Genomic DNA, 13,092 nt, shown 5'->3' with positions numbered 1-13,092 from the left:
CAGCCCCTTACAGCTTCATCAGGCTGGCGTCGTCGACCGAGGCCGAGTGGCGGGAACGGAACAGGGACACGATGATCGCGAGCCCGACCACGACCTCCGCGGCGGCGACGACCATCGTGAAGAAGGCGATGACCTGGCCGTCGAGATTGCCGTGCATCCGGGAGAAGGCGACGAACGCGAGGTTGCAGGCGTTGAGCATCAGCTCGACGCACATGAAGACGACGATCGCGTTGCGCCTGATCAGCACGCCGGTGGCGCCGATCGTGAACAACAGGGCCGCGAGATACAGGTAGTTGACGGGGTTCACTTCGACGCCTCCTCGGCCCGGTCGCGGTTCGACGGCTCGACCGCGGTGCGCTCCAGGCGCTCCTCGGCGCGCTGCTCCAGGGCCCGCAGGTCGTTCAGCGCCTCCTGCGAGACGTCACGGACCTGGCCTCGGTCCCTCAGCGTCTTGCTGACGGTGAGGTCGGAGGGGGTGCCGTCGGGCAGCAGGCCCGCGATGTCCACGGCGTTGTGCCGGGCGTACACGCCGGGGGCCGGCAGCGGCGGCAGGTGCTTGTTCTCGCGCACCCGCTCCTCGGCCAGCTCGCGCTGGGTCTTGGCGCGCTCGGTGCGCTCGCGGTGGGTGAGCACCATTGCGCCGACGGCGGCCGTGATCAGCAGGGCGCCGGTGATCTCGAAGGCGAAGACGTACTTCGTGAAGATGCGGGCGGCGAGGCCCTCCACGTTGCCGCCCGCGTTGGCCTGCGCGAGGCCGTTGAACTCCGTGATCGAGGCGTTGCCGATGCCCGCGAACAGCAGGACGACGAAGCCGAGCCCACAGACGAGGGCCAGCCAGCGCTGGCCCCTGATGGTCTCCTTGAGGGAGTCCGCCGCGGTGACGCCGACGAGCATCACCACGAACAGGAACAGCATCATGATCGCGCCGGTGTAGACGACGATCTGGACGACGCCCAGGAAGTAGGCGCCGTTGGCGAGGTAGAACACCGCCAGGATGATCATGGTTCCGGCGAGACAGAGCGCGCTGTGCACGGCCCTCTTCATGAAGACGGTGCACAGGGCGCCGATCACGGCGACGGTACCGAGGATCCAGAACTGGAAGGCCTCGCCGGTGGAGGTGGAGTAGGCGGCGAGCTGCGCGCTCATGCCCCCACCTCCTCGTCCTTGGGCTTCTCGCCCTTGGAGAGAGCGGTCTGCTGCACCGTGCCGGGCGCCGCTTCCGTCACCAGACCCCGGTAGTAGTCCTGCTCGTCCGTCCCCGGGAAGATGGAGTGCGGGCTGTCGACCATGCCCTCTTCGAGGCCGGCGAGCAGTTGTTCCTTGGTGTAGATGAGGTTGGCGCGGCTGGAGTCGGCGAGCTCGAACTCGTTCGTCATCGTCAACGCGCGGGTGGGGCACGCCTCGATGCACAGACCGCACAGGATGCAGCGGGCGTAGTTGATCTGGTAGACGCGGCCGTACCGCTCGCCCGGCGAGTAGCGCTCCTCGTCCGTGTTGTCGGCGCCCTCCACGTAGATGGCGTCGGCAGGGCAGGCCCAGGCGCACAGTTCACAGCCGACGCACTTCTCCAGTCCGTCCGGATGGCGGTTGAGCTGGTGCCGTCCGTGGAACCGGGGGGCAGTGGTCTTCTGCTGCTCCGGGTACTGCTCGGTCAGCCGCTTCTTGAACATGGCCTTGAAGGTCACGCCGAAGCCGGCCACGGGGTTCTGGAAGCCGGGTTTTGTCTGCCCGGTCTCCTTCGGCTCCTCAGCCATCGGACGCCTCCTTTCCATCCGAAGATCCGTCACTCGCAGTATCCGGCCCACCACTGACAATCAACTCCCGCTCGCGGTGCGGGCGGCGCCGCGGCACCGGTGGGAGTTCCTGTCCCGGCAGTGGCGGCACGGGGAATCCACCCGCCATCGGGTCGAAGCCGACCGGTTCCTCGACGGCCTGTCCGGCGGCCTTCGTCTTCTCGCGGAACATGTCGACGACGAAGGAGAGCAGCAGCAGGACGAGGACGCCGCCGCCGATGTAGAGGGCGATGTCGGCGAAGTCGTAGTTCTCGTTCCGCAGGGTCCGCACGGTGGCGACGAGCATCAGCCAGACCAGCGAGACCGGGATGAGGACCTTCCAGCCGAGCTTCATCAGCTGGTCGTAGCGGACGCGGGGGAGCGTGCCGCGCAGCCAGATGAAGAAGAACAGCAGCAACTGCACCTTGATCACGAACCAGAGCAGCGGCCACCAGCCGTGGTTGGCGCCCTCCCAGAAGGTGCTGATCGGCCACGGGGCCCGCCAGCCGCCCAGGAAGAGCGTCACCGACACGGCCGAGACCGTCACCATGTTCACGTACTCGGCGAGCATGAACAGCGCGAACTTGATCGACGAGTACTCGGTGTTGAAGCCGCCCACCAGGTCGCCCTCGGACTCCGGCATGTCGAAGGGGGCGCGGTTGGTCTCACCGATCATCGTGATGATGTAGATCACGAAGGAGACCGGCAGCAGGAGCACGTACCAGCGGTCGTGCTGCTGCTCGACGATCGTCGACGTGGACATCGACCCGGAGTAGAGGAACACCGAGGCGAACGCGGCGCCCATGGCGATCTCGTACGAGATCATCTGCGCGCAGGAGCGCAGGCCGCCGAGGAGCGGGTAGGTGGAGCCGGAGCTCCAGCCGGCCAGGACGATGCCGTAGATGCCGACCGAGGCGACCGCGAGGATGTAGAGCATCGCGATCGGCAGGTCGGTGAGCTGCATCGTGGTGCGCTGCCCGAAGATCGACACCTCGTTGCCGGCCGGGCCGAAGGGGATCACGGCGATCGCCATGAAGGCCGGGATGGCCGCGATGATCGGCGCGAGGACGTACACCACCTTGTCCGCGCGCTTGACGATGACGTCTTCCTTGAGCATCAGCTTGATGCCGTCGGCGAGCGACTGGAGCATGCCCCAGGGGCCGTGCCGGTTGGGGCCGACGCGCAGCTGCATCCAGGCGACGACCTTGCGTTCCCAGACGATGGAGAACAGCACGGTCACCATCAGGAACGCGAAACAGAAGACGGCCTTGACGACGACCAGCCACCAGGGGTCGGTGCCGAACATCGAGAGGTCTTCCGCTGCGAGGTACGGGCTCATGCCTCCACCTCCTTGGGGGCGTCGGCGGCGGGCGTCGCCGGACCGATGCGGACGAGTGAGCCGGGCCGCGCCCCGGTGTCGGAGGCGACGCCCCCGCCCACGGAGTTCAGCGGAAGCCAGACCACCCGGTCGGGCATCTCGGCGGTGCGGAGCGGGAGTTCGACCGTTCCGGCGGTGCCGGTCACCGCGAGCAGGTCGCCGTCCTTCACGCCCGCCTCGGCGGCCGTGGCGGGCGACACGCGCGCGTGAGCCGCGTGCCGGGTCCCGGCGAGCGCCTCGTCACCCTGCTGGAGGACGCCCTGGTCGAGGAGCAGCCGGTGTCCGGCCAGTACGGCCTCCCCGGCGGCCGGCCGCGGCAACTGCGCGGCGCTCTCCCCGGGTTCGGTGGCCCGCGGTCCGTCCCAGGCACCGAGCCGGTCCAGCTCCGCGCGCGCGGTGCGCAGATCCGGCAGCCCCAGGTGGACGTCCATGGCGTCGGCCAGCATCTGCAGGACGCGCGCGTCGGTGGGTGCCAGGCGCCGGGTCATCTGGTCGGGCTTGAGGGCGGTCTCGAAGAAGCGCACCCGGCCCTCCCAGTTGAGGAAGGTGCCGGCCTTCTCGGCGACCGCGGCCACCGGAAGAACGACGTCCGCGAGTGCGGTGACCTCGCTGGGCCGCAGTTCCAGCGACACCAGGAAGCCGACCTCGCGCAGCGCTTCCCGCGCGCGTGCCGGGTCGGGCAGGTCGGCGACCTCGACGCCCGCGACGACCAGCGCCTGGAGTTCACCCCCGGCTGCGGCCTCGACGATCTGGCCGGTGTCGCGCCCGTAACGGTGCGGGAGTTCGGCCAGGCCCCAGGCCGTGGCGACCTCGTCCCGCGCGCGCGGGTCGGTGGCGGGACGTCCGCCCGGCAGCAGCGTGGGCAGCGCACCGGCCTCAAGGGCGCCGCGCTCCCCGGACCTGCGGGGGATCCACACCAGTTGGGCGCCGGTCGCGGAGGCGGCCCGCACGGCGGCGGTCAGCCCGCCCGCCACGGCGGCGACCCGCTCGCCGACGACGATCACCGCGCCCTCGGTGCGCAGCACCTCCGAGGCCGTCGCCCCGTCACCCTCCAGACCGACACCGCTCGCGAGCGCGTCCAGCCACTCGGTCTCGGTGCCGGGAGCGGCGGGCAGCAGGGTGCCGCCGGCCTTCTCCAGTCCGCGGGTGGCGTGCGTGGCCAGGGAGAACACCTTCTGCCCGTGCTTGCGCCAGGCCTTGCGCAGCCGCAGGAAGACGCCGGGCGCCTCCTCTTCGGCCTCGAACCCGATCAGCAGGACGGCAGGGGCCTTCTCCAGGGCGGTGTACGTGACGCCCGTACCGTCGAGGTCCCGTCCGCGTCCGGCGACCCGGGCGGCCAGGAAGTCGGCCTCTTCACCGCTGTGCACGCGCGCGCGGAAGTCGATGTCGTTGGTGTCGAGCGCCACCCGCGCGAACTTGCTGTAGGCGTAGGCGTCCTCGATGGTGAGCCGGCCTCCGGTGAGGACACCGGTCCGGCTTCGCGAGGCGAGCAGCCCCTGCGCGGCGATCTGCAGCGCCTCCGGCCAGGACGCCGGCACGAGGTCGCCCTCGGCGTTGCGCACCAGCGGGTTCTGGAGCCGGTCCCGCTGCTGCGCGTACCGGAACCCGAACCGCCCCTTGTCGCAGATCCACTCCTCGTTGACCTCGGGGTCGTCGGCCGCGAGCCGCCGCATGACCTTGCCGCGCCGGTGGTCGGTGCGGGTGGCACAGCCGCTTGAGCAGTGCTCGCACACCGAGGGCGAGGACACCAGGTCGAACGGGCGGGAGCGGAAGCGGTAGGCCGCCGAGGTCAGCGCGCCGACCGGGCAGATCTGGATGGTGTTGCCGGAGAAGTACGACTCGAACGGGTCGCCCTCGCCGGTGCCGACCTGCTGGAGCGCGCCGCGCTCGATCAGCTCGATCATCGGGTCGCCCGCGACCTGGTTGGAGAAGCGGGTGCAGCGGGCGCACAGCACGCACCGCTCACGGTCGAGCAGCACCTGTGTGGAGATCGGCACGGGCTTCTCGTAGGTCCGCTTCTTTCCCTCGAAGCGGGAGTCGGACTGGCCGTGCGACATGGCCTGGTTCTGCAGGGGGCACTCGCCGCCCTTGTCGCAGACCGGGCAGTCCAGCGGGTGGTTGATGAGGAGGAGTTCCATCACACCGTGCTGGGCCTTCTCGGCGACCGGCGAGGTGAGGTGGGTCTTCACCACCATGCCGTCCGTGCAGGTGATGGTGCAGGACGCCATGGGCTTGCGCTGGCCCTCGACATCGACGATGCACTGGCGGCAGGCGCCGGCCGGGTCGAGGAGGGGGTGGTCGCAGAACCGGGGGATCTCGATGCCGAGTTGCTCGGCGGCCCGGATGACCAGGGTGCCCTTGGGCACGCTGATGCCGACGCCGTCGATGGTCAGCGAGACGAGATCCTCCGGCGGGACCGCCGCGTCTCCCCCACCGCTGGGAGCGTTGGTGGTCACGGTCATGCGTTCACCTCCGTGCGGTCGGCCCAGGCCGTCGACTTGGCCGGGTCGAAGGGGCAGCCGCGGCCCGTGATGTGCTGCTCGTACTCCTCGCGGAAGTACTTGAGCGAGGAGAAGATCGGCGAGGCGGCACCGTCGCCGAGGGCGCAGAAGGACTTGCCGTTGATGCTGTCGGCGATGTCGTTCAGCTTGTCGAGGTCGGACATGGCGCCCTTGCCGGCCTCGATGTCGCGGAGCAACTGCACGAGCCAGTACGTCCCTTCGCGGCAGGGGGTGCACTTGCCGCAGGACTCGTGGGCGTAGAACTCGGTCCAGCGGGTCACGGCACGCACGACACAGGTCGTCTCGTCGAAGCACTGGAGGGCTTTCGTGCCGAGCATGGAACCCGCGGCGCCCACTCCTTCGTAGTCGAGAGGGACGTCGAGGTGCTCGTCGGTGAACATCGGCGTCGAGGAGCCGCCGGGTGTCCAGAACTTGAGCCGGTGCCCGGCCCTGATCCCGCCGCTCATCTCCAGCAGCTGGCGCAGGGTGATACCGAGCGGGGCCTCGAACTGGCCGGGGTTCGTGACATGGCCGCTGAGCGAGTAGAGCGTGAAGCCCGGGGACTTCTCGCTGCCCATCGACCTGAACCAGTCTTTTCCTTTTTGCAGGATGGCGGGAACCGACGCGATCGACTCGACGTTATTCACCACAGTCGGGCACGCGTAGAGGCCCGCGACGGCAGGGAAAGGGGGACGGAGCCGCGGTTGACCCCGGCGGCCTTCGAGCGAGTCGAGCAGTGCGGTCTCCTCACCGCAGATGTACGCGCCGGCGCCCGCGTGCACGGTGAGTTCGAGGTCGAGGCCACTGCCCAGCACGTTCTCGCCGAGGTAGCCGGCCTCGTAGGCCTCGCGCACGGCCTCGTGCAACCGCCGCAGCACAGGGACGACTTCACCACGCAGATAGATGAAGGCATGCGAAGACCTGATGGCATAACACGCGATGACAATGCCCTCGATGAGGCTATGCGGGTTCGCGAAGAGGAGCGGAATGTCCTTGCACGTTCCGGGCTCCGACTCGTCGGCGTTGACAACTAGATAGTGCGGCTTTCCATCCCCCTGGGGAATGAACTGCCATTTCATTCCCGTGGGGAATCCCGCACCACCGCGGCCGCGCAGACCGGAGTCCTTGACGTACGCGATCAGGTCGTCCGGCGACATGGCGAGCGCCTTGCGGAGTCCCTCGTACCCTTCGTGCCTTCGGTAGACGTCCAGCGACCAGGACTTGTCCTCGTCCCAGAAGGCCGACAGCACGGGTGCGAGCAGCTTCTCGGGGCTGGTGTCTTTGATCTCGGGTGCCAAGGTCATCACTCCCCCTCCTCGGCAGTGGGACCTGCCGGGTGGGCCGGGTCGGAGGCCGACGTGTCCTGCGGTGCGTCGTGTGAACTGAGGTGTTCCGTCGGAGACGGCTGGTGCACCGCCTTGTCCTGCGGCTGATCGTGCGGTCCGCCGTCGCGCGGATGGACCACGCGCGCGGGTGCGGCCTCTCCCCTTGCCAGGCGAAGGCCCACCAGCGACGCGGGTCCCGCTCCGCCGCTCGCCTCGACGGCCCCGGGCCGCTCGTCGGGGAAGCCGGCCAGGATGCGGGCGGTCTCCTTGAAGGTGCACAGCGGCGCCCCGCGCGTGGGCTCGACCGGTCGTCCCGCGCGCAGGTCGTCGACGAGGCCCTTGGCGCTCGCCGGGGTCTGGTTGTCGAAGAACTCCCAGTTGACCATCACGACCGGCGCGAAGTCGCAGGCCGCGTTGCACTCGATGTGCTCCAGGGTGACCTTGCCGTCCTCGGTGGTCCCGCCGTTGCCGACGCCCAGGTGCTCCTGGAGGGACTCGAAGATCGCGTCGCCGCCCATCACCGCGCACAGCGTGTTGGTGCAGACGCCGACCTGGTAGTCGCCGCTCGGCCGGCGCCGGTACATGGTGTAGAAGGTGGCGACCGCGGTGACCTCGGCCGTGGTCAGGTTCAGCACGTCCGCGCAGAACCGCATCCCGGTGCGCGTGACATGGCCCTCCTCCGACTGCACGAGATGCAGCAACGGCAGGAGCGCCGACCGGGAGTCCGGGTAGCGGGCGATGATCTCCCGCGCGTCCGTCTCCAGCCTCGCTCGAACGTCGTCCGGGTAGGCGGGCGCGGGCAGTTCGGGCATGCCCAGGCTGACGCCCCGCTCCGAAGAAGAGGTGGTCACCGGTCGACGCCTCCCATCACGGGGTCGATGGACGCCACGGCGACGATGACGTCGGCGACCTGGCCGCCTTCGCACATCGCCGCCATGGCCTGCAGGTTGGTGAAGGACGGGTCCCGGAAGTGGACCCGGTAGGGGCGGGTGCCTCCGTCGGAGACGGCGTGCACCCCGAGTTCGCCCTTGGGCGACTCGACCGCCACGTACGCCTGTCCCGGCGGTACGCGGAAGCCCTCGGTGACCAGTTTGAAGTGGTGGATCAGGGCCTCCATGGAGGTGCCCATGATCTTCTTGATGTGGTCGAGGGAGTTGCCCAGGCCGTCCGGGCCCAGGGCCAGTTGGGCGGGCCAGGCGATCTTCTTGTCGGCGAGCATGACCGGTCCGGGCTGCAGCCGGTCCAGGCACTGCTCGACGATCCTGAGGGACTGGCGCATCTCCTCCAGCCGGATCAGGAAGCGGCCGTAGGAGTCACAGGTGTCCGCGGTGGGGACCTCGAAGTCGAACGTCTCGTAGCCGCAGTAGGGCTGTGCCTTGCGCAGGTCGTGCGGCAGGCCGGTGGAGCGCAGGATCGGGCCGGTGGCACCGAGGGCCATGCAGCCGGTCAGGTCGAGATAGCCGACGTCCTGCATACGGGCCTTGAAGATGGGGTTCCCGGTGGCGAGCTTGTCGTACTCCGGGAGGTTCTTCTTCATCTTCTTCACGAACTCGCGGATGTGGTCCACCGCGCCGGGCGGCAGGTCCTGGGCGAGTCCGCCGGGGCGGATGTACGCGTGGTTCATCCGCAGGCCCGTGATGAGCTCGTAGATGTCGAGAATCATTTCACGATCACGGAATCCGTAGATCATGATCGTGGTGGCGCCGAGTTCCATGCCGCCGGTGGCGATGCACACCAGGTGCGAGGACAGCCGGTTCAGCTCCATCAGGAGCACCCGGACGAGGGTGGCGCGGTCGGGGATCTGGTCCTCGACGCCGAGGAGCTTCTCGACGGCGAGACAGTAGGCGGTCTCGTTGAAGAAGGACGTCAGGTAGTCCATGCGCGTCACGAACGTGGTGCCCTGCGTCCACGTGCGGAACTCGGTGTTCTTCTCGATGCCGGTGTGGAGGTAGCCGATGCCGCAGCGGGCCTCGGTGACCGTCTCGCCGTCGATCTCCAGGATGAGGCGGAGCACTCCGTGGGTGGAGGGGTGCTGGGGACCCATGTTGACGACGATGCGCTCGTCGTCGGCCCGGGCCGCGGACTGGACGACCTCGTCCCAGTCGCCGCCGGTGACCGTGTAGACGGTGCCTTCCGTGGTCTCCCTGGGGGAGGCGTGCGAAGTGCTCACGAGTACGACCTCCGCTGGTCCGGAGCCGGGATCTGGGCGCCCTTGTACTCGACGGGGATGCCGCCGAGGGGATAGTCCTTGCGCTGCGGGTGGCCCTGCCAGTCGTCCGGCATCATGATCCGCGTCAGGGCCGGGTGACCGTCGAAGACGATGCCGAAGAAGTCGTAGGTCTCGCGCTCGTGCCAGTCGTTGGTCGGGTACACGGCGACCAGCGACGGGATGTGCCGGTCGGTGTCCGGAGCGCTGACCTCCAGGCGGATCAGCCGGTTGTGGGTGATCGAGCGCAGGTGGTAGACGGCGTGCAGCTCGCGGCCCTTGTCGTGCGGGTAGTGGACTCCGCTGACGCCGGTGCAGAGCTCGAAGCGCAGGGCCGGATCGTCCCGCAGGGTGCGGGCGACGCGCAGCAGGTGCTCGCGCTCGATGTGGAAGGTGAGCTCGTCGCGGTCGACGATCGTCTTCTCGATCGCGTTCGCGGGGAGGAGCCCTTGTTCCTCCAGTGCGCCCTCCAGCTCGTCGGCGACCTCGTCGTACCAGCCGCCGTAGGGGCGGCTGGTGGGTCCCGGGAGGCGGACGGAGCGGACCAGACCGCCGTAGCCGGAGGTGTCGCCGCCGTTGTCGGCGCCGAACATGCCGCGCTGGACGCGGATCTCCTCGCCGCCCTCGCCGCGCTGGCCGGGGAGGTTGGAGGCGCCTGTGTCCTTTTCGGGGTTCACCCCGTTCGACGCCCCGTTGGTGCCGTTCGCGTCGCTCACCGCAGCAGCCCCTTCATCTCGATCGTCGGCAGGGCCTTGAGCGCCGCTTCCTCCGCCTCCCGGGCCGCCTCCTCGGCGTTCACGCCGAGCTTGGAGGACTGGATCTTCTGGTGAAGCTTGAGGATGGCGTCGATCAGCATCTCGGGCCGTGGCGGGCAGCCGGGCAGATAGATGTCGACCGGGACGATGTGGTCGACGCCCTGGACGATCGCGTAGTTGTTGAACATGCCGCCCGAGGAGGCGCAGACCCCCATGGAGATCACCCACTTCGGGTTCGGCATCTGGTCGTAGACCTGCCGCAGCACCGGCGCCATCTTCTGGCTGACCCGGCCGGCGACGATCATCAGGTCGGCCTGCCGCGGTGAGCCGCGGAAGACCTCCATACCGAAGCGCGCCAGGTCGTAGCGGCCGGCGCCGGTGGTCATCATCTCGATGGCACAGCAGGCGAGGCCGAAGGTGGCAGGGAAGACGGACGCCTTGCGCACCCAGCCCGCGGCCTGCTCGACGGTGGTCAGCAGGAATCCGCTCGGCAGCTTTTCTTCGAGTCCCATGTCTAAAGGCCCCTCAGTCCCATTCCAGGCCGCCGCGCCGCCATACGTACGCGTACGCGACGAAGACGGTGAGCACGAAGAGCAACATCTCCACGAGCCCGAAAACACCCAGGGCGTCGAAGGTGACGGCCCAGGGGTAGAGGAAGACGATCTCGATGTCGAAGACGATGAAGAGCATCGCCGTCAGGTAGTACTTGATGGGGAAGCGCCCGCCGCCGGCCGGCGTGGGGGTCGGCTCGATTCCGCACTCGTAGGCCTCAAGCTTGGCGCGGTTGTACCGCTTCGGACCGATCAGCGTGGCCATGACCACGGAGAAGATCGCAAAGCCTGCCCCGAGGGCTCCCAGTACGAGGATGGGCGCATACGCGTTCACCGCTCCTCGCTCCTCTCAGTCGGCACTGACTGCTGGCGATGGCACATCGGGCTCACAGCCGCCCCACTCGTTCCACAACCCCCGTACGTCTCGACGAAGATCGCGAACATGTGAAGCAGGTCACAAGCCCAACTGACCCGCATCTTATGCCTGCCGGTCTGTGATCTGCGACACGGGGTATTGCACAAGCTTTGTGATCTCCACCACCTGACGAAGGATCATGAAGTCGGATGAGCGTCGATCTTCGTACGCGAAGCGCCCGAGTGATCACCAGAGGTGACATTTTCGCTCGTCGGCGCAGGTCGAAGGCGGAGTCTCCATATCAAGAGACTTCTCTTGCATGCAAATTGGAGTTGGACGCCACCCCTTGATAGAGGATCGCGTTCACACATCAGAGGGAGTCGGTGTGCACGGTGTGGACGCGTGCACACATTCACGAGCGCGGCTCGACGGATTCCGCATACCGGACGCACCCGTACCCGTAACCGTTGCGTGACCTCCGCCACATCCGCACGAGGTGCCCGAGAAGCGGGGTTGGCCACTGGTCCCAACCGGTGGTAGGTCACGGGCAATTCGGGCGTAACAGCGAAAGCCCATGATCACAGGCATGATGGCCTGCGTCCGCAATGTCCGTTACGGCGTCAATAAAGAACGACACGCCCGGCGTTCGGGAAGTCGATTGAACAACTGTGGCGCACCACACGTTTCTTGAAGGTATGGAGGAGCCCCTGATACCGGTTGTTCTCATGTCCCACACCGCTCACATACGCAGCCACCGGAAACCCCGCCGCAGCGCGTCGAAAATCGCGATGCGGGCCGGAGTTGCCGGTGGCGTTCTCAGCACGCTGGCTGTCGCCGGTGCGTCCGGCGCGGCCAACGCCGCCGAGCCGGTGACGCAGACGCTCGAACTGCCCACCCTGACGGCCGACCTGGACTCCCAGGTCGCCGAGTCCGCCGACGCCATGCAGCAGGCCGCGGCCAACTACCAACTGCAGGCCGAGCGCGACGCCGCCGCCACAAAGGCCGCGAAGCAGGCCAAGACGGACCTCGCTGAGGCGAAGAAGACGGCCGCCGCCAAGAAGAAGGCAGCCGACGAGGCCGCTCGCAAGGCCGCTGCCGAGCGCGCGACCCGCAGCACCGAGCGGGCCACCCTGTCCGCCTCCGCGGGCGCCAGCACGTCCACCAGCACCTCGACGGCCACCGGTTCGGCCGCCGCGGTCATCGCCTTCGTCAAGGCTCAGGTCGGCGACGCCTACGTCTCCGGCGGTACCGGCCCCAACTCCTGGGACTGCTCCGGCCTCGTCCAGGCCGCCTTCAACCAGATCGGCGTCAGCCTGCCGCGGGTCTCCCAGGACCAGTCCACGGCCGGCACCCAGGTCTCGCTCAGCAACCTGCAGCCGGGCGACATCCTGTACTGGGGCAGCGCGGGCAGCGCTTACCACGTGGGGGTGTACGTCGGCGACGGCATGTTCGTCGGCGCGCAGAACCCGTCCACCGGCGTCGCCGAGAAGCCGATGTCGTACGACCCGCCGACCGGCGCGGTGCGGGTGCTCTGACCCACAGGGCACCCAGGACACACGCAGTCGTACGGAAGGGCCGCAGCCGCTCGGGGGCAGCGGCCCCTCCGTCGTACCCGCTGCCCGCCTGCCTCCCCTGTCCGGCTGCCTGGCAGCCCAGCTGTCCGAGGACGAGGGTGTGGGGCAGGCCCAGCTTGTAGCGCAGTTCGTCCACGCGCTTCCGAGGGGCTCCCTCTCCGGGGCCGGTACGGCTCCCGGACCACACAGCGCTCGGCGTCCGAACGGTCCGCGCCCAGGAGCGCGCGTTGACCGTCGGCCGCGCGGATTCGTCGCCGCCCTCCATCACGGCCAGATCCACATCGGCGCGGACGTGGTCGCCCGCCAGGATGAGGCTCAAGGGCCGCGGTTTCGCCCGGGCCCGTCACCGCCGGATCCACGAACCAGCCGAGCCGGTCGGCGTCCGTGAGGGGCGTCTTCCCGGCGTCGTTCGGACCGTCTTTCACGGCCGGGCCCGGAGTTCGGCGCGTTCATGGGCGGCCCTGAAGCCGGAGATACCGCCGCCGAACACAGCGACGCGCTTGCCGGACGCGGCGCTCGCGCGGTGGGCCGGACACCACGCGAGGGTGCCCGCCGCTCCCCCGACGCCCGCGAGGAACCGACTGCGGGTGTGGCCGGTCTGGTCCTGGGGTCGCTGTGCCTGTTCTGTTGTCATGGGCAACGGAGGGTGGGGAGGGGCTCCGGAAGGCGGAACCC

The 13,092-nt window shown here is 68.7% G+C and carries 13 protein-coding genes; 1 reads left to right on the top strand and 12 read right to left on the bottom strand.

All coding sequences use genetic code 11. The annotated features are described in order from the left end of the window. Positions 1 to 7: 7 nt before the first annotated feature. Genes nuoK through ACZ5VD_RS27070 form a run of 11 tightly spaced genes read right to left on the bottom strand, consistent with a single transcriptional unit; the run spans position 8 to position 10,822 of the window. The gene (nuoK, locus tag ACZ5VD_RS27120) at positions 8 to 307 is read right to left on the bottom strand and encodes an NADH-quinone oxidoreductase subunit NuoK (protein WP_037929353.1); all 300 of its coding nucleotides are present in this window, start codon (positions 305 to 307) and stop codon (positions 8 to 10) included. Next, complete coding sequence (locus ACZ5VD_RS27115; RefSeq protein ID WP_468683617.1) at positions 304 to 1,146, bottom strand: NADH-quinone oxidoreductase subunit J; 843 nt, start codon at positions 1,144 to 1,146, stop codon at positions 304 to 306. The genes nuoK and ACZ5VD_RS27115 overlap by 4 nt, the downstream gene beginning before the upstream one ends. After that, entirely contained in the window at positions 1,143 to 1,754 is a 612-nt protein-coding gene (nuoI, locus tag ACZ5VD_RS27110) for an NADH-quinone oxidoreductase subunit NuoI (protein ID WP_468547713.1), read from the bottom strand. The genes ACZ5VD_RS27115 and nuoI overlap by 4 nt, the downstream gene beginning before the upstream one ends. Continuing rightward, positions 1,747 to 3,111 carry an NADH-quinone oxidoreductase subunit NuoH gene (nuoH, locus tag ACZ5VD_RS27105; protein ID WP_468547714.1) on the bottom strand — a complete coding sequence of 455 codons (1,365 nt, stop codon included), beginning with the start codon at positions 3,109 to 3,111 and terminating at the stop codon, positions 1,747 to 1,749. The genes nuoI and nuoH overlap by 8 nt, the downstream gene beginning before the upstream one ends. Next, positions 3,108 to 5,612, bottom strand: a complete 2,505-nt coding sequence (locus ACZ5VD_RS27100; protein ID WP_468683616.1) for an NADH-quinone oxidoreductase subunit G — start codon at positions 5,610 to 5,612, stop codon at positions 3,108 to 3,110. The genes nuoH and ACZ5VD_RS27100 overlap by 4 nt, the downstream gene beginning before the upstream one ends. Beyond that, positions 5,609 to 6,958 carry an NADH-quinone oxidoreductase subunit NuoF gene (gene nuoF, locus ACZ5VD_RS27095; RefSeq protein ID WP_468547716.1) on the bottom strand — a complete coding sequence of 450 codons (1,350 nt, stop codon included), beginning with the start codon at positions 6,956 to 6,958 and terminating at the stop codon, positions 5,609 to 5,611. Before nuoF ends, ACZ5VD_RS27100 begins: the two co-directional genes overlap by 4 nt. Next, positions 6,955 to 7,827, bottom strand: a complete 873-nt coding sequence (gene nuoE, locus ACZ5VD_RS27090; protein ID WP_468547717.1) for an NADH-quinone oxidoreductase subunit NuoE — start codon at positions 7,825 to 7,827, stop codon at positions 6,955 to 6,957. The genes nuoF and nuoE overlap by 4 nt, the downstream gene beginning before the upstream one ends. Next, on the bottom strand, positions 7,824 to 9,146 hold the full coding sequence (locus ACZ5VD_RS27085) for an NADH-quinone oxidoreductase subunit D (protein WP_468547718.1): 1,323 nt from the start codon (positions 9,144 to 9,146) through the stop codon (positions 7,824 to 7,826). Before ACZ5VD_RS27085 ends, nuoE begins: the two co-directional genes overlap by 4 nt. Continuing rightward, a complete protein-coding gene (locus ACZ5VD_RS27080) occupies positions 9,143 to 9,898 on the bottom strand; it encodes an NADH-quinone oxidoreductase subunit C (RefSeq protein WP_468547719.1) in 756 nt (251 codons plus the stop codon). The genes ACZ5VD_RS27085 and ACZ5VD_RS27080 overlap by 4 nt, the downstream gene beginning before the upstream one ends. Continuing rightward, entirely contained in the window at positions 9,895 to 10,449 is a 555-nt protein-coding gene (locus tag ACZ5VD_RS27075; RefSeq protein WP_006382209.1) for a NuoB/complex I 20 kDa subunit family protein, read from the bottom strand. The genes ACZ5VD_RS27080 and ACZ5VD_RS27075 overlap by 4 nt, the downstream gene beginning before the upstream one ends. A 13-nt stretch (positions 10,450 to 10,462) precedes the next feature. Then, positions 10,463 to 10,822, bottom strand: coding sequence for an NADH-quinone oxidoreductase subunit A (locus ACZ5VD_RS27070; protein WP_007383963.1), 360 nt, complete (start codon positions 10,820 to 10,822; stop codon positions 10,463 to 10,465). Positions 10,823 to 11,568: 746 nt separating this feature from the next. Here ACZ5VD_RS27070 and ACZ5VD_RS27065 point away from each other — a divergent pair. Beyond that, complete coding sequence (locus tag ACZ5VD_RS27065; protein WP_468547720.1) at positions 11,569 to 12,378, top strand: C40 family peptidase; 810 nt, start codon at positions 11,569 to 11,571, stop codon at positions 12,376 to 12,378. 460 nt (positions 12,379 to 12,838) lie between these two features. On the opposite strand, the gene ACZ5VD_RS27060 is transcribed toward ACZ5VD_RS27065, so the two are convergent. Further along, positions 12,839 to 13,051 (bottom strand): hypothetical protein, encoded by a 213-nt coding sequence (locus tag ACZ5VD_RS27060; RefSeq protein ID WP_468547721.1) that lies wholly within the window; start codon positions 13,049 to 13,051, stop codon positions 12,839 to 12,841. Positions 13,052 to 13,092: the final 41 nt, after the last annotated feature.

Source organism: Streptomyces sp. NPDC032822, from assembly GCF_055578825.1.
The sequence above is the reverse complement of the archived record's forward strand: the minus strand, read 5'-3'. Positions and strand labels throughout refer to the sequence as shown.